This is a genomic window from Joostella sp., assembly GCF_048266025.1.
In the GTDB taxonomy this organism is placed as follows: domain Bacteria; phylum Bacteroidota; class Bacteroidia; order Flavobacteriales; family Flavobacteriaceae; genus Galbibacter; species Galbibacter atrarenae.
Map to the genome: position 1 here is coordinate 121831 of NZ_JBLXAF010000007.1, position 22407 is coordinate 144237.

Here is a 22407-nt window from a genome sequence, read left to right on the forward strand (position 1 = left end):
AAACTCGCTTTATACGTTTAATAGAATCTTTACTAAGATCGTTATAAAGTATAAAGCGAGCTAACCATTCTCTATTGCAAAATAAAGGATGCTTTTAAGCTAGCATTAGAGTCTCCTCCAACAAAAACCTCAAAAACTCCAGGTTCAGCAACAAACTCTATGTTTGAATTATAAAATTTCAAATCTTCTGGTTGTAAAGTAATCGTTACTGTTTTACTTTCTCCTTTCTTTAAAAACACTTTCTTAAATCCTTTTAACTGACGATTAGGTGGTGTTATACTTCTTACAACATCATGTAAATACAATTGTACTGTCTCTTCTCCATCATAATTTCCAGTATTTTTTAAAGTTACAGAAACCTCAACTGCATCTCCTTGTGAAATTTTTTCTTTGCTGATTTTTATGTTTGAATACTCAAAAGTTGTATAACTTAATCCATATCCAAAAGGAAGTAAAGGTGAGTTTTTCTCATCTAAATAATTAGACTTAAATTTCTGAAATTCTTCCGAAGTTGGTGCAGGTCTCCCTGTATTTTTCATGCTGTGATATACTGGAATCTGCCCAACAGAACGTGGCCAAGTAGCTGTTAATTTCCCAGATGGATTGTAGTCTCCATAAACGACATCTGCAATAGCATTTCCTGCTTCTACTCCTGGATGCCAAACCTGCAAAATACTAACAGGCATATCAAACTCTTCTGGGATTTCCAACGGACGACCACTCATTAATACCAATACTACAGGCTTCCCAGTAGCAACCAAAGCTCTTATTAATTTCTTCTGAGCTTCTGGTATTGTAATATCTGTTCTACTTGCTGCTTCTCCACTCATTTCTGTAGCTTCTCCAACCACTGCAACTACTACATCAGATTTATTAGCCATCGCTAAAGCCTCTTTTAACAATGCTTCTGGAGATTCTTTACTGATTTCTACACGTGGTCCAAAAACATTAATCTTCTTCGCAAGTTCTTCATCATTTAAAATATTACTTCCTTTTGCATAATTTATAGTTGCATTTGGAGCGACATTTTTAAATCCTTCTAAAATTGTGATTGCATTTTTCACATCCCCTGTTGGCGCCCAAGTTCCTAGCATATTATTTCTACTATCTGCTAAAGGTCCTACTAATGCAATGCTAGAGGCTTTTTTTAGAGGTAAAACATTGTTTTCATTTTTTAACAATACAAAAGAATGTTGTGCAGCCTTTCTTGCTACCTCTCTGTTTTCTTCAGTAAGAATATCTTTTTCAGGACGAGAATCATCAATATAGCGATAAGGATCATCAAATAACCCCAATTTATATTTAGCTTCTAATACTCTTCTACAAGCATTATTTATTTCGGTTTCTGTAACTTTTCCTTCTTCTAAAGATTTTTTAAGTGTAGAAAGAAAACCTTCTCCAACCATATCCATATCCAAACCAGCTTTTAAAGCCAATGCCGATACAGCTTGAAGATCTCCTAAACCATGCGCTATCATTTCATTTAAAGAAGTATAATCTGAAACTACAAAACCTTCAAAACCCCAACAGTCACGTAATAAATCTGTTAACAACCATTTATTTCCAGTTGCTGGAATTCCATCTACATCATTAAAAGATGTCATTACACTAGCTGCACCAGCATCTATAGCCGCTTTATAAGGAGGTAAATATTGATTAAACATTTTTACGCGACTCATATCAACAGAATTGTAATCACGACCACCTTCTACCGCTCCATATAAAGCAAAGTGCTTAACACAAGATAACATTGTATTTGTATCCATAAGATTATCTCCTTGATAACCTGTTACCATCGCTCTAGCAATAGCTGAGCCTAAATAAGTATCTTCTCCTGCTCCTTCAGAAATTCTTCCCCAACGAGGATCACGAGAAATATCTACCATTGGAGAGAAATTCCAATTGATACCATCTGCTGTAGCTTCCTTTGCAGCAATTTGTGCGGTACTTTTTATTAAGTCCATATCCCAACTTGCAGCTAGACCAAGTGGAATTGGAAACGTTGTTTTATATCCGTGGATAATATCGGAACCAAAAAGCAAAGGGATTTGCAATCTTGATTTTTTAACTGCTAAGTCCTGAGCTATTTTCATTTTCTTCGGACTAGCTACTCCAAAAAGTCCACCTACATTACCTGCTTTAATTTTAGCTTCTACATTTTCGCTAACTACTGAACCTGTTGCTACACCGCCACCAGGAGTTAATAAGTTTAATTGACCAATTTTTTCATCAATAGTCATTTTATCCAATAGAGATTCTACTTCTGGAATTCTATCTTTATTTTGTGCCATTACAGTTGTTGTAACACCAAGTATAAAAACTAATATTAAGGCTTTTACTATTTTCATTCTAACATTTTTTGATCCCAAACAAGGGACTATTTTTATTTTTGAGTTTATTTTTCAAACAAACATCTTACTCAAACTCTACATTATAAACTATTGATTGCGTTTATGAGAAAACAACCACGATAAAAAATCAGGCTCACTAAAAGCTGGATCCCAACTATTATGATTAGCATCATCATAAAGGGTGAATCTAGGATGGCCACCTTCATTTAAAAGCGCTTCTACCATTTTAATAGAGTTCATTGGGTTTACCACATTATCTTGCGCGCCATGAAATACCCAAAGCGGTGTGTTTACATATTTGCTAACGGCTTCTGTACTACCTCCTCCACAAATTGGAATTCCAGCAGCAAAAGTTGTTGGCATTCTAGAAAGCAATTCAAAAGTTCCCATTCCACCCATCGAAAGCCCTACAATATAGACTTGATCTTTCTTTACAAAAGATTTACTTAAAAATTGATTTAGTAAACTCATTGTTAGATCTAAAAATTTCGTTGGCTTTTTATCATCATGAAAAACCAATTTCACACCATCACTACCAGAGCGATCTACGTCAGCATTCGACCAATAATCATCTTTTGAACATTGCGGAAAAATTACAATGGCAGGGTAGTCTTCCATATTTTCCTTTTTTGTAAATAAAGAGCTCCCATGTGTAAGCTGACTTACATTATCATTTCCTCGTTCTCCTGCACCATGCAAGAAAAGTACCAATGGATATTCCTTTTGATTTGAAAAATTCTTTGGTAATAAGATTCTATACTTCAAGGTATCCTTACCTACAACAAAATTATCTTTTTGATAAAGTTCATTTTGTGCTATTATTAGCATTGGCAAGGAAAGCAATACTAATAAAACTAATTTGCTGTTATTTTTCATATGTAAATCCTAATTTATTTAGTCCGTTTTGAACATCTCCATTCTTCATAAACAATTTCCAAAACAATCCAGTTCTATAATTTTCAATCATAACAGGAATTGGCCCTTGATCGATTGCTAGATATCTTGGTACAAACCAATCCTCCTCAATACTAAAGGCATCATAGGGTCCATATTTTCCAATTAAAGAATCTTGCTCCTTATACATAAATCTTAAAAACTGCATACTCTCTTTTGGAGTGTAAGGCATAGAAGAAAGTGCAGCTGTAGGAGAAATTACTCCCAAATCACTTTTTCCAGGATGGTGTCCGGCATATCCGTTTACAGAATAACTAGCGGTTAATCCCCAACAATTTTCTCCGTAACCTTTATACCCTTGAGGGTTGTCCACACAGTATTTATAGTTTATAAGCGCATGGTTTTTATTTAGTTCCCAATAATCTCCATATTGATCTTTTAATCCTTTTGGATTCAATCCTAAATATGAATAATGAGCCCAAAATAAAGGACCTACCGTATCACTATTATGCTTTAATACTGTTTTTAAATCATAATATGTAGCATCTGTTGCAATAGCACCACTCTTTGCCCATCCTTTTTCGTAAACTTCTTTAGAAATAGGATGTGTTGGAGATGCAGCAGCCAGAATATACATAATAAGACATTCGTTATACCCCGAAACTGCAAAGTTCATTTTCCAACCGTTGTTTGGCGACCAATGCCAGTATAAAACATCTTCTCCCTTAGTATACCAATCCCATTCTACATCTTCATATAGTTCTTGAATATCTGCAACTAATTGTTTTGATTCTTCAGTAGAATCAGTCTTATAATATTCAGCAACAGTTAAAAGCCCTTGGATTAAAAATGCCGTTTCAACCAAATCTCCACCATCGTCATACTTACTAAATGGCTTTACTTTTCCTGTATTATCATCCATCCAATGCGGCCATGCCCCATGGAAACGGTCTGCCTTTTTAAGGAAATCGACAATCTTAATATAGCGCGTTAAGGCTTGTTGTTTTGTAATGTAACCCCTCTCTACACCAACTAAAATAGCCATTACTCCAAAACCACTTCCTCCAGTTGTAACAATATGTTTATCGTTTGAAGGATAAATATCATCTAGATGAATACGTTCTGCCGCTAACCCAGAGTTAGGCTGAGCTCCATCCCAAAAATATTCGAAGGTTTGCTTCTGAATTTTGTCCATCAACTCCTTATCTGAGGCTGACGGTGTAAAAGTTGAAGTTTCCGTATTAGTAACTTCTGAAGCTTCTTTTTTATCTGTTTTTTTTGAACTGTCACATCCTACCAAAGTGAATGTGACAGCTAAAAATGCTAATATTAATCGCATGAGGGTTTATTGTTTTTTATTAATATCCTGGATTTTGAGTCATCTCTGGAGTTTGAATTAATTGATCATTTGGAATAGGAAATAACTCATGTCTCCCTTCTACAAATGTTTTACCATCTGCTGCCATTGCTTCTTTTGCCTCTCCTATTCTTATTAAATCAAACCAACGATCATGTTCAAAAGCCAATTCCAGCCTTCTTTCATTCCATATTTTTTGACGTAATGAAGCTTGGTCTGTAACTGTTACGTTATCTAGCTCTACTCGAGCTCTAACCATATTCAATGAAGTTAATGCTTCTGAAGATTTCCCTAATTCGTTTGCTGCTTCTGCTTTTAACAAGTAAACTTCAGCAAAACGTAGGATCCTTACATTTTTATCCCCATCACTAGAGCCAGCATTGGCGCTAGAATATGCTTTTTCATTATATCTAGGATTCTGAGATGAAGCACTCACTTCTCTACCGTCCCATAATGTTTCACCAGCAAAAATTATTGTAGCATTCTTTCTTATCTCATCGTTTTCTGCATCATAAGCATCAACTAAATTTTGAGAAGGACTATTAAATCCCCAACCCCAACCATTGCTACCTCCATTGGCGCCTTGAGTTTGAGAGTATTGTTGAACTCCATGTGCTATCGATTCCCCTCTAGCTTGAACTTCAAATATAGATTCTACACCATTTTCGGTATACACACGCCATAAATCCTCATAATTTGGCTCTAAGCTATATTCCCCTGAATTTATTACTTCATTTGAATAATCATAAGCAAGCTGCCACTTTTCTTCGTATAAATATACTTTTGCCAATAATGCTTGTGCAGCTCCTTTTGTTGCTCTTCCAAGATCTTTGCTCGCATAACCACTTTTAACAGGTAAATGTTCGATAGCGTCAAGTAAGTCTTGTTCTATGTATGCATAAACATCATCCTTAGGCGCTCTACTGGTAGGATCTGTAATTCCTTGAATAGTAACATCTCCAAAAGAACGCACTAACCAAAAATAATTTAAAGCTCTTAAGAACTTTGCCTCACCTAACAATCTTGTATTTAATTCATTATCTGTAGCTTCAGAGTCTTCTATAAACTCTATTGCAGAAGTTGCTCTACCTATTGACTTATACCAGTGCTCCCACATAGCTCTAATAGAAGGAGATGAAGAATTGTGTTGTAACTCATCAAGTACGTCTTTATCTGCACCGCTATCCGTTGGTCTTCCCCCTTTATCTGCATTATCAGAAATTATTTCTGTAACCCCTAGATAAGAAAAGGCATAAGGCCACTCTGTTAACATACCATAAGTAGCAGTAACAAAATTCTCTGCTTTCAAAGTAACCCCAGAATCTTCTAAAGAAATATCCTCTCTAGAATCTACATCTAAATAATCTTCACTACAAGCTGCTAAAAAAGCAGTTGCTACAAGAAGATAAAGCCATTTATTTAATTTTATTTTCATAATAATTGCTTTTATATTTTTATAATTCAATATTAACACCTAATAAGAATGTTTTTACATTAGGATATGCTGAAAGCTCTATACCTGCAGTCCCATTTGGAGATCCTGAGGATAATAGTTCTGGAGTAAAGCCGCTGTAATCAGTAAAAAGAAATGGATTCTGAGCGGTCGCATAAATTCTTATTTTGGTAAAAGCTTTCAATACATCTTCTGGAATAGTGTATCCCACAGATATATTATTAATCCTTAAATAATCTCCATCTTCAAGATAATAACTAGAAGCTAAAGCATCTCTATCTGCACCTGGGTTTACATTTGTAGATCCTTCTCCTGTCCATCTCTCATTAAATACGTCTTGAGTAACATTCTCTCCTCCATCTATTCTTACCCCTTTTAACCCATTATACACTTTGTTTCCGCCTACTCCAAAAGCATCTAAATTAAAATCAAATCTCTTATAATTCAAACCTAAGTTAATTCCATAATTAAAAGACGGTAAATAAGATCCGAAGAATTTCTTATCTCTGTCATCAATTACACCATCTTCATTTTGATCTTTATATTTTAAGTATCCTGGCTTAGGAGTACTTGGATAAGCTGTGGTATTATCTATCTCTTCTTGAGTTTGCCACACACCTTCTGCTTCATACATCCACCAAGCATACAGTGGCTGGCCTTCCTCTAATCGCTTAGTTATCTGTCCATTTGACAAACTTCCTCCAGTATTACCATCATATGCTGGTTTTACATTCTCTAAAGTGTTATTATTATATCCATAATTTACACCGATACTATAAGAGAAATCTTCAGAAACATCATCTTTCCATGTTAGAGCAATTTCAAAACCTTCATTTTTCACTTTCCCTCCGTGGTCATAATAAGATTGTTGATAAGCTGAATTTAATAACGGTTTTACATTCATTATTGCATTCTCTGTAGTTCTATCGTAGTAATCAAAATTTGCAGTTAAACGACTATTAAATATACTGATATCCATCCCTGCAAAAATTTCATTCGTTTTCTCCCAAGTAAGCTCAGTCACTGGAGTTCCAAAACTAGAACCAAAAATTAAGTCTTGATTAGGTCCAAACACATAGTTGTTACTACTACTTCCTGTACTTGTAGAGATTGTACTCGTATTTAATTGTGGCACATTTGCATTTCCTAGCTTACCATAACCTCCACGTAACTTAAGAAAATCAATCCAAGAATCACTCATAAATTCTTCACGAGAAATTACCCAACCAGCACTTACTGATGGAAAATTCCCCCAATATTCTTTATTTTCTTTAAAGTAGCTATCACCATCTCTTCTAAAGTTTGCAGTAAGAAAATATTTATTATCATAATTATACTGAAGTCTTGCAAAATAAGAAAGCTTTGTTCTGATATTAGATAAATTCTGTTCTGCAATTTTCGCATATTGAGAAGAAGCTAAATCTACATTCCAATACTGCTCTTGGTCTGGCACATCATAGCCCTTAACATACATTCTAGAATTATCATTTCTTAAGTCTTTTGTTAACCCTAAAAGAACATTTACACTATGCTTATCAAAAGTTTTATCAAAAGTCAAAAAACTATCCCAATTGTAACGGAATTGCTCTATATCTTCATAAGAGATATCATTATTTGCATATTCCAAAGAAGTTGGATTATCTTCTTTTAACTGATCAAATTGTTCAGACGTTCTATTTGGGTTTGCTGCAAGCCATCTTCCTTTTGTATCATTAAAAACTCTCTTGGTATAATAGTATTTTGTAGCTCCAAAACGTGAACTTACTTTCAGCCAATCTGTAATATCAAACTCTGCATTGAATATCCCTTGAATATTAGTTGTTTGAATTTTTTGATTATCAAAATACTCATTCGCGACAGGGTTTCCAATAGAATTTAAACTCCCAATAGACTCTCCTGGAGCAGCTATATATGTAACCTCTCCTGTTGTTTGATTTACATAACTTTGTCCAAATTGTCCTGACTCATAATAAACTGGAACCAAAGGTGACTGTCTGTAAGCATCATTAAAAGGACTTGATCCTTTTGGATTTTCGTTAGTAAAGGATAAATTTAAATTAGGACTTAATCTTAACCTTCCATCAAATAACTTAAAAGTATTATTTGTTCTTACAGTTGTCCTATTGTATTTCTGATCTTTTAATAATCCGTCCTCATTGTAATTGTTTACACTAAAAAAGTAATCTGCTACATCAGATCCTCCAGAAATAGAAACACTATTATTATTTGAAAAAGCAGTTCCAATTAGCTCGTCATACCAATCTGTATCATATTTTTGATTAGTTAGTAATTGATACCCTCCACCTATTGAGCTCTGTTTCTCATTAAAATAAGTGGCATACTGCTCTCCATTAGCCATTTTAACAGGATTTAAAACTGATTTTGCTCCGTAAAATGATTCTACTTTAATTCTAGCTTTTCCAGACTTACCCTTTTTAGTAGTGATGATAATCACACCATTTGCAGCATCACTACCATAAATTGCCGCAGAAGAAGCATCCTTCATAATATCTACACTTTCGATATCACTAGGACTAATATTCTGAATATTACTTACGGTAATTCCATCCACTACATATAAAGGAGAACTACCAGCAGAAGCAGTACCTACTCCTCTAATTACTACTTTAGGATCAGTTCCAGGTGCATCACTATTAATAATATTAACCCCTGATACTTTTCCTTGTAAGGACTGCATTGCATTTAAAGCAGGCTGTTCTGCAATATCTTCAGACTTTGCTGAAACAATAGCACCTGTTAGATCTGACCTTTTTTGCGTACCATAACCCACAACAACTACCTCGTCGAGTTGATTTGTAGATACTACTAAAGTTGTATTAATGGTTGATGAACTTCCTACTACAACTTCTTTAGAATCCATACCCACGTATGAGAAAATGAGGATTTCCCCACTTGAAGCATTCATGGTATAATTACCATCAAAATCTGTTTGGGTTCCATTTGTTGTCCCTTTTACTAAAACTGATGCTCCTGGTAACGGCATATTTTGATCATCCGTTACAACACCAGTTATTGTTTGCTGTTGGGCGAACCCAGAAAAACAGCATAACAATATAAATGTCAATAAATAATTTTTCATTATTCTTAAATATTAAAGTTAGCTTCTTAAAATTATTATAAACTACAACGATGTAGTTGTAAATCACCTCACCTTAAATACATCATTAACTAGAATTGTTCGTATCCCCTATATTTAAAGAGATAAGTAGGTGTTAAAACATTCAATGAAGTATTAAAAACAGTGTTTTGATGTAGTAATGATGTAATTTATTGTTGTCTAATTCGCAATTTGAGACACTAAAAAATAATGAATTTTCGATTAAAACTTAAATTTTTGTGAGTTTAACATTACTATAATTGTTAAAATTTATTACCTAAAGCTCACATATCTCCTGTTTTTAACTGAATAAATTGCAATAAATCGCCCTTAAATACGTGTAAGAATTTAATTTAAAAATAGGTTACGTAATTAGAGCTAATTAAAACTCCTTTTCAAAACAAAATGTAGTACTTAATATTAACTATTAAAATTAGGAATTAGATATTCATTAGATATTCGTTAAGGTTTTGTTCTGAAGAAAGGTTGAGTTTCTTACGAAGTCGGTATCTATGAATTTCAACTCCCCTTACCGAAATACTCATTAATGGAGCTATCTCTTTACTTGATAGATTCATCTTGAGGTAGGCACATAATTTTAGATCTTTTGAAGTTAATTTCTCTGGATGCAGTTTTATTAGATTCTTAAAAAATGAATCGTGTATTTGATTAAAGTTAGACTCAAAAATCTCCCAGTCGTTTGCATTATTAATATTTCGATCTATTTTCTTTAAAAGTTTATTAAAGCGTAATTTATCAATTATTTCAGATTTAAAATAAACCAACTCCTCCCTTAAATCTGAAAGTATCTCATTCTTTTTTGTCATTTCTAGAGCTGTGTTTGCCAACTCTTTGGTTTTACCTTTAAGCTCTTTTTCATGCTGTAATTTTTGAAGCTCATTGAGTTTCTTCTCATGTATTAATGCTTCCTCTTTTCGGTTCAACTCCTTTTGGTGCTCAAATTGATCCTCTAAATACTTTTTATGTCGGATGAGCATATACTTATTAATTGTAAGCACCACTAGACCTATAATCAAGAATATCAAAATTGCTAATAGTATTCCCCAAACACCTAAATACCATGGTTTCTGCGTTTCAATTGATAGTTTTACGCCTGTATCTGAAACTTTAGATTTCACTTTTGTTCGTATATCTACAGTCGTTTCCCCATAAGGCAAATTAGTAATTACGATCTTTCCTTCTTTAGCTTCTCTATAATCAGAATCCATTACATTAGGAAGTGAATAAACAATTGTACTATTAGATAGAAAAGGTAGCGAGGTCTCTATAACAATAGTATCCCGTTGTTTAAAAGTAGGTAGACTATCTAAAATTAAGGGTGTGCCATTTTTTAAAATCCTATGAATAGAAGGAGCTTCAGGCTCTTTCTGACTACTAATTCTATTTGTATTAACAGCTAAAATATCATTATAGAGCGCTATTTGAATAATAGAATCGTTTACAACAATTGCGCGCTCGTCATTTTTTAATAATCGATTTTGATAGTATCGTGTTGGTAAGTAAAATTGAGTTTCTGCATTATTTAATTGCTCTCTAATAAATAAAGTTCCATCTGCCTTCTTAAAAAGAATAGGATTCACCCCTTCATCGGTAATTGGGTAAGCATCACTATCTTTTCCTAAAATAGTATTTAGCGATTCAAAATCTACAATTTTACTTTCTAAAGGATTAAACATAAACCATTTCCCTTCATTATAGAATGAAATCTGACCTTCTATATTAAACAACTTGATCAAATAACTGTTCTGGAAATATTTATTATACTGCTCCTCTACCCTTGTTACTTTAGAATAATCTTCTGAAAAATGAATTCTATACACTCCCTTATAGGTATGTGCAGCCCATGCGATATGGTCTTTTTCGAAAACTAAATTTTTAACTGGAAAATCTATTCCTTCTACATCCTTTACATCCCAACCGTTTCCATTTTTCTTATATAAGGTGAGTCCAGAATAATTCCCTTGCAAATACGTATCTGGAACTCCCTCCAGCTCTTTAAATACATAACCGCCATTCTGATTAGATATACTTGTCCATTTATCATTTTTTATCTCATAAGTTCCAAGATTATGCCCACAGATAATTACATCGTCAACCAAACTAAGGTTCCAAATATGCCCTTGAGAACCCTCTATAAATTTTATTCCATCTTGATTTCCTACATACACACCAGTATTTGTAGCTATATATGTATTATTATTATAGGAAACCATATCGTAGACTCCTCCAATATCTTGTTGAGAAGGATTTAAATAGTACCCATCAAAATCTATAGGAACCGCAGAAATACCATTATCTAAAGAAAGCCACAACGTTCCTCTCTCGTTAAATAAAATTCCTAAAACTGTATTATTCTGAAGTCCGTTCTGAACATTTAAGTTATAAAATTGATTGTTTTTACGGCTATATACGTAAACTCCATTTTTTATGGTTCCTAGAAAAATATACTCTTTTTCTATACTAATTTTGTTAAGCTGATTTTCTTTCATCAGCTCATTTAATGGGTGTTTCCATGGCGCTATCCTGTCATTTTCCCATATAAAACAACCATTTAAAGAAGTTCCTATCATTACTTTACCTTCCTCAAAAGGAACGATAGATTGTACTTTGAAGTCTTTTAAAAGTGCTGTTTCTGACTCCAGAAGTAGCTTATCATCTTTCAGTTTATAAATTCCTTTTTCCCTCCCGAAGACAAAAAACTCATCATTAACCACATTACCTCCTAAAATTGTAGTTCCCGCTTTGATCGTTTTTATCCTTCCATTTTCATATACAAAGATGCCGCTGAAAGACTTAAAAATAATAGCTTCTTTAAGCTTATAAATACTCCAAATAGACTCTGTTTCAATATTTTTCCCTGAAATACGCTCACTAAGACTCACATAGTTATAATCTCCAGTCTTTGTTTTCTCCCAATAACCAAACTCTTCATAAGAACCCGTGTATACTTTTCCATCAAAATAAGCTACAGAGCGAACAATTGTTTTATTAGGTAATTCATAAAACCTCCAGGTGTTTCCATCAAACTCAAGCAGTCCTTCGTTATTTGCAACAAATACATTTTTATCTCCATAGGCGATTCCCCAATTCTGAATTCCTGCTTGATAATCGTGAATGTTAAAGTTATGAATGGGAGGTCTCCGTTGTCCAAATATTTGGCAAACAGAAAAAAATATTATGAAGTACTTTAGTGTATATAACAAGCGCTGGAGCGGCATAGGTTTCTTTATTTTTATTTAAAATACTACTTTACAATGAATTGTCAATTATTAATATGGAAAGCATTTAATTAATGCTAATCTTTTATCTTTACGTCTTAATTAAAAACTTAAAGTTTCAACGAAAATACATATAATGACTGAAAATCTTCTTTTAATAATTGTCGCATTTATTTTTGCTGCTTTCGGAATCTTTATCGGGATCTATATTCAGAAATTAAAAAGTAATAACAATCAAGGTGCTTTTGAAGAACGAGAAAATCAACTGCTTCAACAAATCGCTCAACTTAACAATACTATAGAAAAAGAAATTTCAGCTAAAGAGTCCATCAGACAAGAAAAAGATTCTTTGGCAATTCAATTTTCTAGAAAGGAAGTAGATTTTGACAATCTATTAGAAAAAAACAAAGAACAAAAAGAAGAAGTAGAAAAACTTCAAGAACGTTTTACTAAAGACTTCCAGCTTCTTGCCAATAAAATTTTAGAAGAAAAATCAGAAAAATTTACGCTTCAGAACAAAGTAAATATTAAAAACATTCTAGACCCATTACAAGAAAAAATACAGCATTTTGAGAAGCGAGTTGAAGATAGTAATAAAGAAAGTATTACTCGTCATTCTGCCTTACAACAACAATTAGTAAACCTTAAAGAACTCAATCAGCAAATAACAAAAGAGGCTTCCAACTTAACAAAAGCATTAAAGGGAGACACTAAAATGCAAGGTAATTGGGGTGAATTAGTCTTAGAAAGGGTATTAGAAAAATCTGGATTAGAAAAAGGAAGTGAATATACTGTTCAAAATAGTTTTACTACGGATGAAGGAAAGCGAGTACTTCCAGATGTAATTATCCATTTGCCTGACAATAAGAAAATGATTGTCGATTCGAAGGTTTCTTTAATAGCTTATGAACGTTATGTAAATGAAGAGGATGATGAGCTAAAGCCTGCGTTATTAAAAGAGCATGTAAATTCTATTAAAAAACACGTGGATCAATTGAGTGCAAAGAATTATCATGATTTGTATAAAATTGAAAGTCCTGACTTCGTTTTACTTTTTATTCCAATGGAGCCTGCGTTTGCTATAGCATCACAACAGGAACCACAGCTTTATAATATTGCCTTTGAGAGAAATATTATTATTGTTACACCTTCTACACTTTTAGCTACATTACGTACTATTGATAGTATGTGGCAAAACGACAAGCAGCATAAGAATGCCATGGAAATTGCCATTCAAGCGGGACGTTTATACGATCAGTTTAAAAATCTTCTAGACGATCTTGAAAAGGTAGGTAAACAATTACAAACAGTTCAGAATACCTACAGCAGTTCTATGACCAAACTTACTGGTAAAGGAAACTTATTAGGACGTGTAGAAAAATTAAAAAAATTAGGCGCCAAAGCAAGCAAACAAATAGACCAAAAATGGCTTAATCGTGCTTCTGACGACGACGATATTGAAGAACTACCAGGGACCAACCAAAATAAATTATTATAATTTCACATCCATATCTTTAATTAAAACACCAATTTATACATGACTCCAAAATTTAAACCTGTAAGCGATTCTAGATTAGAAATTTCGGAATTAATGCTTCCCTCCCACTCAAACTTTAGTGGGAAAATACATGGAGGCTTTATATTATCTCTTTTAGATCAAATAGCATTTGCTTGCGCTTCTAAATACAGTGGTTCCTATTGTGTTACCGCCTCTGTAGATACCGTAGATTTCTTAAAACCGATAGAGATTGGAGAGCTCGTAACCATGAAAGCTTCTGTAAACTTTGTAGGAAATACTTCTATCGTAGTTGGAATTCGTGTGGAGGCAGAAAACATTCAAAATGGAACCGTTAAACATTGTAATTCTTCATATTTTACAATGGTCGCTAAAGATGATGAAGGAAATAGTGTCAAAGTTCCTGGTTTAATTTTAGAGTCTGAAAAGGATTTAAAACGTTTCTTTAAAAGTGTAAAAAGAAATCAACTCCGCAAAGAGCGTCATGATTATGCTAATGAACTTGATTATACTGTTAATGAGCTTATCCATGAATTGGAAGGCTATAATGTAAAGATTGATATCTAAAAACTCCTTCTCCTAAAAGAATATTTGTAATTATTGATTAAAAAACCGATATTTGGTATTATTGGGTTAAAAACCAATATTAATTATTATTGGCTAATTACCCGTTATTGTGAATTATTGACGTTTAAAACAATAATTTAAACTATGAACGATTTTTTACATCCTACTTTAACCAAAAGATTATGACAGGTGTTTTAACAGGAGATATTATAAATTCAAGAGGAAGCAAAGACCCTGAGAAATGGTTAACCCCTTTAAAAGAGGTTTTCAGTAAGATTACTACTTCTGATACTTCTTGGGAGGTATATAGAGGTGATAGTTTTCAAGTAGAAATAGAAGACATATATAGCACTTTTTTAATGGCTGTTTTAATAAAGTCTACTATGAGAAGTATAAAAGGGATTGATGTTCGGATTTCAATTGGGATTGGAGAGAAAACCTATGAAGGTAAATCAATTTCTGAATCGAATGGGAGTGCTTTTGTAAATTCGGGACTACAATTTGAGAAATTAAAGCAACAAAAAATAAATCTCGCTATTATGACTGCTAGTGAAACCATAAATAAAGAACTCAATCTTTACTTTAAGCTCGCATTAATAGCAATGGATAACTGGACAACAAACTCTGCGGAGATTATAAAAACCGCTATAGAAAATCCCGGCCTATCACAAGAAGAGTTAGGGGATTTAATAGGAATTAAACAAAGTGCTGTTAGTGAGCGTATAAAAAGAGCTTCTTTTGATGAAATTATGGAGCTCGATTTAATGTACCGACATAAAATAAGCATGTTATAAAAAAAATAGAGATATGGTGTTATTCTTAAAGCTATTCTTAGCACATTTATTGGGAGATTTTACTTTTCAATCTAAAAAATGGGTTGCTGAAAAGGAAAATCAAAAATTAAAATCACCCAAGCTATACCTTCATTCACTTATTCATGTTTTACTGTCATATCTATTTATATGGGATCTTCAACTATGGTATATCCCTCTTATTATAGGAATCACACATTTTTGTATCGATGCTGCTAAACTCATACTTCAGACAAAAGAAAACAGAAGATTATTGTTCTTTATAGACCAGCTTTTACACATTATTGTAATTGTTATTATTTGTATTATATGTAGTCCTTCAGAAATAATAATTACAGACATTATAAATCAGAAAACGCTATTAATAGGAACAGGAATCATCTTTTTAACACAGCCTGCATCCATTTTAATAAAAACAATCATATCTATTTATACCCCTAAAACAGAAATGGACAAGGGAGATTCTTTAGAAAATGCAGGGAAATATATTGGAATGCTGGAACGCCTATTAGTTTTCACGTTTATTCTTACCAACCATTGGGAAGGAGTTGGCTTTTTAATTGCAGCTAAATCAATTTTTAGATTTAGTGATCTTACAGAAGCAAAAGATAGAAAGTTAACAGAATACATCTTAATAGGAACACTTTTAAGCTTCGGAATTGCTATTATAACTTCACTCCTTATTACCTATTATTTATAATAAAATTACAACATAAAAAAGGCTGTTGAGATCTTTCAACAGCCTTTTTTGTATGATATAGTATCTGAATTATTTACTCAAATACATTTTTCTACGTTGATATAGATCGTAAAAAGCATCGTCTTTCAAGCTATCTATAAACAAGATACTCTCTCCAGTACTCTTCATTTCAGGTCCTAATTTCTTATCTACATTAGGGAACTTATTAAAAGAGAAAACAGGTTGCTTAATTGCATATCCTTCTAATTGCGGATTGAAGTTAAAGTCTTTTACCTTCTTCGCTCCTAACATCACTTTTGTAGCATAATTTACGTACGGCTCTTTGTAAGCTTTTGCAATGAAAGGCACTGTTCTAGAAGCTCTAGGATTGGCTTCAATTATATAAACTTTATCATCTTTTATAGCAAACTGTATGTTAATTAAACCTACTGTATTTAGTGCTAAGGCAATCTTTTTAGTATGATCTTTAATTTGCTCAAGTACTAAATCTCCTAAGTTAAACGGTGGTAAAGTAGCATTAGAATCTCCTGAGTGAATACCACAAGGTTCAATATGTTCCATTATACCTATTATATAGACATCTTCTCCGTCGCAAATTGCATCTGCCTCTGCTTCGATAGCTCCATCTAAATAATTATCTAAAAGAAGTTTATTATTAGGAATCTTTCTTAAAAGATCTACTACGTGCTCTTCTAGCTCTTTTTTATTGATAACAATCTTCATTCCTTGTCCTCCTAATACGTAAGAAGGTCTCACCAAGATTGGGAAGTTAAGCTTATCTGCTAAAGCAAGAGCTTCATCTGCTGTTTCTGCCACTCCAAATTCTGGGTAAGGAATATCGTTTTCTTTTAATAAAGTAGAGAAGCTACCACGATCTTCTGCGAGATCTAAAGAGTCGTAACTAGTTCCTATAATCTTGATTCCGTACTTATCAAGCTTTTCAGCTAATTTAAGCGCCGTTTGCCCTCCAAGCTGAACAATTACACCTTCTGGCTTCTCATGACGGATAATATCGTAGATATGCTCCCAGAAAACAGGCTCGAAGTATAATTTATCTGCTGTATCAAAATCTGTAGAAACAGTTTCCGGATTACAGTTAATCATGATCGTTTCATAACCACATTCTGCAGAAGCTAAAACTCCGTGCACACAGCAGTAATCGAACTCAATTCCTTGTCCAATTCTATTTGGTCCAGAACCAAGAACTATAATTTTCTTTTTATCAGTTACAACACTTTCATTCTCAGAATATACTTTTCCGTCTGCTGTTTCGATAACATCTTCGAAAGTTGAATAATAATATGGCGTTTGTGCTTTAAATTCCGCAGCACAAGTATCTACTAATTTGTAGATTCTATTAATATTCATTTCATCACGTTTCGTGTGAACTTCACTTTCCCAACATCCAAGCATATGTGCTATTTGTCTATCTGCAAAACCTTTTTGTTTTGCTTCTAGCAATAAGCTTTTAGAAATAGTTTCTATTTTGAATGTAGAAATCTCTTTTTCTAAGAATGATAACTCTTCATACTGTTTTAAGAACCACATGTCGATTTTAGTAATCTCATGAATGCGACTCAATGGAATTCCCATTTGGATGGCATCATAAATTACAAAAACACGATCCCAACTAGCATGCGTTAATTTATCTATTATTTGGTCGTAATCTTTATATCCTTTTCCATCTGCTCCAAGACCATTTCTTTTGATCTCTAAAGACTGTGTTGCTTTATGTAATGCCTCTTGGAAAGAACGTCCAATTCCCATTACCTCACCAACACTTTTCATTTGTAACCCTAATTCTCTGTCTGATCCTTCAAATTTATCGAAGTTCCAACGAGGTATTTTTACGATCACATAATCTAAACTAGGCTCGAATAAAGCAGAAGTAGATTTTGTAATATGGTTACTAAGTTCGTCTAAGTTATACCCAATAGCTAATTTACTAGCTATTTTTGCGATAGGATATCCTGTAGCTTTAGAAGCCAATGCAGAAGATCTAGATACACGTGGGTTAATTTCTATCGCTATAATATCTTCTTTATCGTCTGGACTTACTGCAAACTGTACATTACATCCTCCTGCAAAATCTCCAATACTACGCATCATATGGATAGCCATATCACGCATTCTTTGGAACGTTCTATCAGAAAGTGTCATTGCTGGTGCAACAGTTATAGAATCTCCTGTATGAATCCCCATTGGGTCCATATTCTCGATTGTACAGATAATAACAACATTATCATTATCATCTCGAAGTAATTCTAGCTCGTATTCTTTCCATCCCATCAGAGCCTTATCAATCATCACCTCATGTATAGGAGAGATTTCAAGACCGCGACTCAACATTTCGTCAAAATCTTCAGGTTTATGAACAATAGATGCTCCAGCTCCTCCTAAAGTATAAGATGCTCTAATTACCAATGGAAATCCAAACTCTTGCGCTATTTCTTTTCCTTTTAGGAAAGATGTAGCGGTAGCTTGTGGCGCCATTGGAATACCTATTTTAAGCATCAATTCACGAAACTGCTCTCTATCTTCCGTAATGTTAATAGCGTCAATATCAACTCCAATAATCTCTACTCCAAAATCTTCCCAAATTCCTTTTTCATCAGCTTCAATACAAAGATTAAGTGCAGTTTGTCCTCCCATTGTAGGTAAAACTGCATCAATATTTGGATGCTTTTTAAGGATTTCAATAATAGATTTTGTAGTTAATGGCTTTAAGTAGACATGGTCTGCCATTGATGGATCTGTCATGATTGTAGCTGGATTGCTATTAATCAGAATAGTTTCTATTCCATCTTCTCTTAGTGATCGTAATGCTTGCGAACCAGAATAATCGAATTCACATGCTTGCCCGATAATAATAGGACCTGAACCTATTAACAATATACTCTTTAAGTTTTCTCTTTTTGGCATTTTTTAATAACGTATTGTATAAATATAAGATGTTGTTGGGTATAAAAAAAGGCGTTACTCATAAAAGTAACACCTTATATTTTAATAATCAAAATAGACCATTATTTCTTGTGTCTAGGTTCTGAAGAAACTGATATCTTTTTTCTACCTTTTGCTCTTCTGCTAGCAAGCACCTTTCTACCGTTAACAGAGGCCATTCTTTCTCTGAAACCGTGCTTATTTCTTCTTTTTCTCTTCGAGGGTTGAAATGTTCTTTTACTCATTGTAATATCTTTATCTCTTTGGTAATTCTATCTCTTTCGGCTTGCAATATACTTCACAAAAGCGCGGCGCAAATATACAAAGACTTTTTACTTTTACAAATACCTTTTTAAAAATATTTTTATTTATTTTCTTACCTTTGCACTTCAATTGAAAATACCCAATATGTTCAACAAAAATATAAAATTAGTTATTGCAGCGTTAATCATTGCTTACGCGATTTATCAATTCATTGAAGGCCAAATAGGTAATGGGATTTTTTTAATTCTACTTTCACTTATTTTTATCTTCCTTTACTTTAGAAACGAGATGATTTTGCTTGCTTTTTTAAGAATGAGAAAGCAAGATATGGCAGGAACTGAAAAATGGCTTAACAAAATTAAGAACCCAGAAACTGCATTAATTACAAAACAACAAGGGTATTATAACTACCTAAAAGGGATTATATCTTCTCAAACTAATCTTACTGCTGCTGAAAAATACTTCAAAAAAGCTATAAAATTAGGATTGAGTATGGATTATGATTTGGCAATGGCAAAATTAAGTCTTGCTGGTATTGCAATGCAAAAACGTAGAAAAAGAGAGGCTACAATGCTTTTAAATGAAGCGAAAAAACTCGACAAACAAAATATGCTGAAAGATCAAATCAAAATGATGCAACAGCAAATGAAGAAAATCTAATTCTTTTCAATAGAAAGCACTACTTCTTCTATATTAACGACTTAAACAAAAAAACCTAGAAAAGAGCTTTTTTAAAAAAGCTCTTTTCTAGGTTTTTTTTTCGATCCATACCTTTTATAATAAAGGAGCCCATAATCTACAGAAAGATTCTTTTAATCGCTGTGAAAGTCCACGATCCATCCACCTCTCTGCATCTACTTGTTCGCTATACTGAAGGTCATCTATAAAAATCTCTAACAACTCTTTCGTTATCTTTTCATCATAAATCAGAGCATTTATTTCAAAATTTATATGAAAACTACGGTAATCCATATTAGAAGTTCCAACTGTAGTAAAAACATCATCTACAATCATAGTTTTAGCATGAATATTCCCTTTGTCATATAAATAAACCTTAACTCCTGCCTTCAATAAAGTCTCTAAATAAGAATAGGTAGCATATTTTGCAGCCCAAGAATCACAACTCTTAGGAATAATCAAACGGACATCTACACCACTTCTCGATGCAGTAGACATCGCTAAAGTCATTTCATCATTAGGAATAAAATATGGCGTTGTAATATAAACATATCTACTAGCAGAATTAATGGCCGTAAACATTGCTTCCATAATATTAGCCCATTCTGTATCTGGACCACTTGCAGCGATCTGCATTGGTGTTTTATGAGTAATCTCCGTATCTGGAAACCAAGTTTCGTCAATCTCGATATCGTTATCCGTAACAAAGTCCCAATCTAAAGAAAAATGAAACTGAAGAATTCCTACAGCCTGACCTTCTATCCTCAGATGTGTATCCCTCCAATAGCGTCTTCCCTCTTTATTTACATATTCATCGGCTATGTTAATGCCTCCAACATAACCAATCTTACCATCTATAACCGCTATTTTCCTATGATTCCTATAATTTACTTTACTAGCAAACTTTGGGAAATACACAGGCATAAAAGGATACATTTTCACTCCACTTTCTTTTAAACAGCGAATTGATTTCTGCGTAAAAGAACTCGCAACAGAATCGTAGTTAATTCTAACCAGAATTCCATCCTTTGCTCTTTTGCAAAGTAAATCAATCAACTCTCCACCAATTTCATCATCATTAATAATATAATATTCTAAATGAATACTAGACGTAGCTTTTTTTATATCTTCAAAGAGCCTTTTAAACTTCTCTTCTCCATTAATTATTATCTCTACTTTATTATTAACAGTTAGCGGTGAACGTTTTTCGCTATCTACAAGCTCTATTATTTTGGTATTTCCATGTAAAGCTTCCGCACTTATATCGTAAGCTTCTTTTTTATTTAAAATAAGCTGTTGTGCCCAATCTTTTATATTCTTCTGATTTAAAACATTCTTTTTCTTGAATATTTTAAACTTCCGATAATCTTGTCCGAAAAAATAATATACTATAAGACCTACAAAAGGAAAGGCTAAAAGCGCTATTAAATAAGAGAGGGTCTTTGTGGGATTAATATTTTTTAACAAAATTGTTACCGCAGCAATTAATGCCAAGATATAGTTCAGCAATAATAAAAACTCCCAAAGATGTTCCTTTATATAATACCACATTAGTTAACAGCTGGGTAATACCCATCCTTAGGGATTTCTATAAAGTATTTCTTTCTTGAAGCATTATTAAGGTGTGCATCTCTTAACCAAGGATTATGAACTTTTAAAATCTTATAATTGATTCCAAATTTCTTTGCAAACGCAGGGAAATCTGTAACCACAGTATCTACTTCCACCTTATTTACAGGAATATTTGTATATAAATCTTCTTCTTCAAAGTTAAAACCGTACTCTTTAGGGTGTGATAATATTTCTTTTATTGCTAAAATTCTAAATACATAACGCCCAGTCTCTTCCCCCAATAAAACATCATAATAATCTTCTACATCTTGTCTCTCCAACTGTTTTGCCATTCCAAACTGACCTGCATTGTATGCTGCGGCTGCCATTGTCCAGTTACCAAATCTAGCTTTCGCTTTTTTAAGATACTCACACGCAACTTCCGTAGCTTTCGCAATGTGATAACGCTCATCTACATTATCATTTACCTCTAAACCATATTCACGTGCAGTTCCTTTCATTAGCTGCCAGAATCCCGTTGCTCCAGCTGGAGAAACAGCCTGCGTAAGTCCACTTTCTATAACTGCTATATATTTTAAATCGTCTGGAACGCCATGCTTTTTTAAAATCGGCTCTATAATCGGAAAGTATTTATTGGCTCTCTTTATAAGCAACAAACCGTTAGACTGCCAATAAGTATTCACCATTAACTCACGATCCATTCTCTCTTTTACGTCTGGATCTTCAATAGGAGCGCGCTCACCAGCAAAATTTATTCCATCAGGAATTTTTAATGCATATACATTATAATCATTAACAAAACTCGTGCTATCCACAACTTTTGTTACCTCTTTATCATATGTCTGCCCAGTGTTTGTACTTTGGACTGCATTGATAAAAACTGCAGAAACAGCAACTACACCTCCTAAAATGATTATATTTTTTAAACGTTTCATTATTTTCTCTT

The 22407-nt window shown here is 33.3% G+C and carries 15 protein-coding genes; 5 read left to right on the plus strand and 10 right to left on the minus strand.

The genetic code is table 11. The annotated features are described in order from the left end of the window. Positions 1–71: 71 nt before the first annotated feature. From bglX to ACN0TY_RS12670, 6 genes are all read right to left on the minus strand, one after another. Complete coding sequence (bglX, locus tag ACN0TY_RS12645) at positions 72–2348, minus strand: beta-glucosidase BglX (protein ID WP_417444795.1); 2277 nt, start codon at positions 2346–2348, stop codon at positions 72–74. A 90-nt stretch (positions 2349–2438) separates the two neighbouring features. Next, positions 2439–3227: an alpha/beta hydrolase-fold protein gene (locus ACN0TY_RS12650; protein ID WP_417444796.1), complete on the minus strand. Its 789-nt coding sequence runs from the start codon at positions 3225–3227 to the stop codon at positions 2439–2441. Then, positions 3217–4584: a glucoamylase family protein gene (locus ACN0TY_RS12655; protein ID WP_417444797.1), complete on the minus strand. Its 1368-nt coding sequence runs from the start codon at positions 4582–4584 to the stop codon at positions 3217–3219. Before ACN0TY_RS12655 ends, ACN0TY_RS12650 begins: the two co-directional genes overlap by 11 nt. A 19-nt stretch (positions 4585–4603) precedes the next feature. Next, complete coding sequence (locus ACN0TY_RS12660; protein WP_417444798.1) at positions 4604–6037, minus strand: RagB/SusD family nutrient uptake outer membrane protein; 1434 nt, start codon at positions 6035–6037, stop codon at positions 4604–4606. Positions 6038–6056: 19 nt separating this feature from the next. Continuing rightward, entirely contained in the window at positions 6057–9155 is a 3099-nt protein-coding gene (locus ACN0TY_RS12665; protein ID WP_417444799.1) for a SusC/RagA family TonB-linked outer membrane protein, read from the minus strand. A 458-nt stretch (positions 9156–9613) separates the two neighbouring features. Then, positions 9614–12412, minus strand: coding sequence for a LuxR C-terminal-related transcriptional regulator (locus ACN0TY_RS12670; RefSeq protein ID WP_417444800.1), 2799 nt, complete (start codon positions 12410–12412; stop codon positions 9614–9616). 136 nt (positions 12413–12548) lie between these two features. Here ACN0TY_RS12670 and rmuC point away from each other — a divergent pair, with 136 nt between their 5' ends. From rmuC to ACN0TY_RS12690, 4 genes are all read left to right on the plus strand, one after another. Then, on the plus strand, positions 12549–13910 hold the full coding sequence (rmuC, locus tag ACN0TY_RS12675) for a DNA recombination protein RmuC (RefSeq protein WP_417444801.1): 1362 nt from the start codon (positions 12549–12551) through the stop codon (positions 13908–13910). Between the two features lie 39 nt (positions 13911–13949). After that, positions 13950–14495 (plus strand): acyl-CoA thioesterase, encoded by a 546-nt coding sequence (locus tag ACN0TY_RS12680; protein WP_236959196.1) that lies wholly within the window; start codon positions 13950–13952, stop codon positions 14493–14495. 182 nt (positions 14496–14677) lie between these two features. After that, positions 14678–15289 (plus strand): SatD family protein, encoded by a 612-nt coding sequence (locus ACN0TY_RS12685; RefSeq protein ID WP_236959195.1) that lies wholly within the window; start codon positions 14678–14680, stop codon positions 15287–15289. A gap of 13 nt (positions 15290–15302) precedes the next feature. Then, positions 15303–16007, plus strand: a complete 705-nt coding sequence (locus ACN0TY_RS12690) for a DUF3307 domain-containing protein (protein WP_417444802.1) — start codon at positions 15303–15305, stop codon at positions 16005–16007. A 69-nt stretch (positions 16008–16076) separates the two neighbouring features. Here ACN0TY_RS12690 and carB read toward each other — a convergent pair whose 3' ends face one another. Beyond that, on the minus strand, positions 16077–18929 hold the full coding sequence (gene carB / locus ACN0TY_RS12695) for a carbamoyl-phosphate synthase large subunit (protein WP_236959193.1): 2853 nt from the start codon (positions 18927–18929) through the stop codon (positions 16077–16079). 101 nt (positions 18930–19030) lie between these two features. Further along, the gene (rpmH, locus tag ACN0TY_RS12700; RefSeq protein WP_236959192.1) at positions 19031–19192 is read right to left on the minus strand and encodes a 50S ribosomal protein L34; all 162 of its coding nucleotides are present in this window, start codon (positions 19190–19192) and stop codon (positions 19031–19033) included. Positions 19193–19355: 163 nt separating this feature from the next. Here rpmH and ACN0TY_RS12705 point away from each other — a divergent pair, with 163 nt between their 5' ends. Further along, entirely contained in the window at positions 19356–19871 is a 516-nt protein-coding gene (locus ACN0TY_RS12705) for a DUF2892 domain-containing protein (RefSeq protein ID WP_236959191.1), read from the plus strand. 114 nt (positions 19872–19985) lie between these two features. Here ACN0TY_RS12705 and cls read toward each other — a convergent pair whose 3' ends face one another. Then, positions 19986–21440, minus strand: a complete 1455-nt coding sequence (cls, locus tag ACN0TY_RS12710; RefSeq protein ID WP_417444803.1) for a cardiolipin synthase — start codon at positions 21438–21440, stop codon at positions 19986–19988. Next, on the minus strand, positions 21440–22396 hold the full coding sequence (locus ACN0TY_RS12715; RefSeq protein ID WP_417444804.1) for a transglycosylase SLT domain-containing protein: 957 nt from the start codon (positions 22394–22396) through the stop codon (positions 21440–21442). The genes cls and ACN0TY_RS12715 overlap by 1 nt, the downstream gene beginning before the upstream one ends. Positions 22397–22407: the final 11 nt, after the last annotated feature.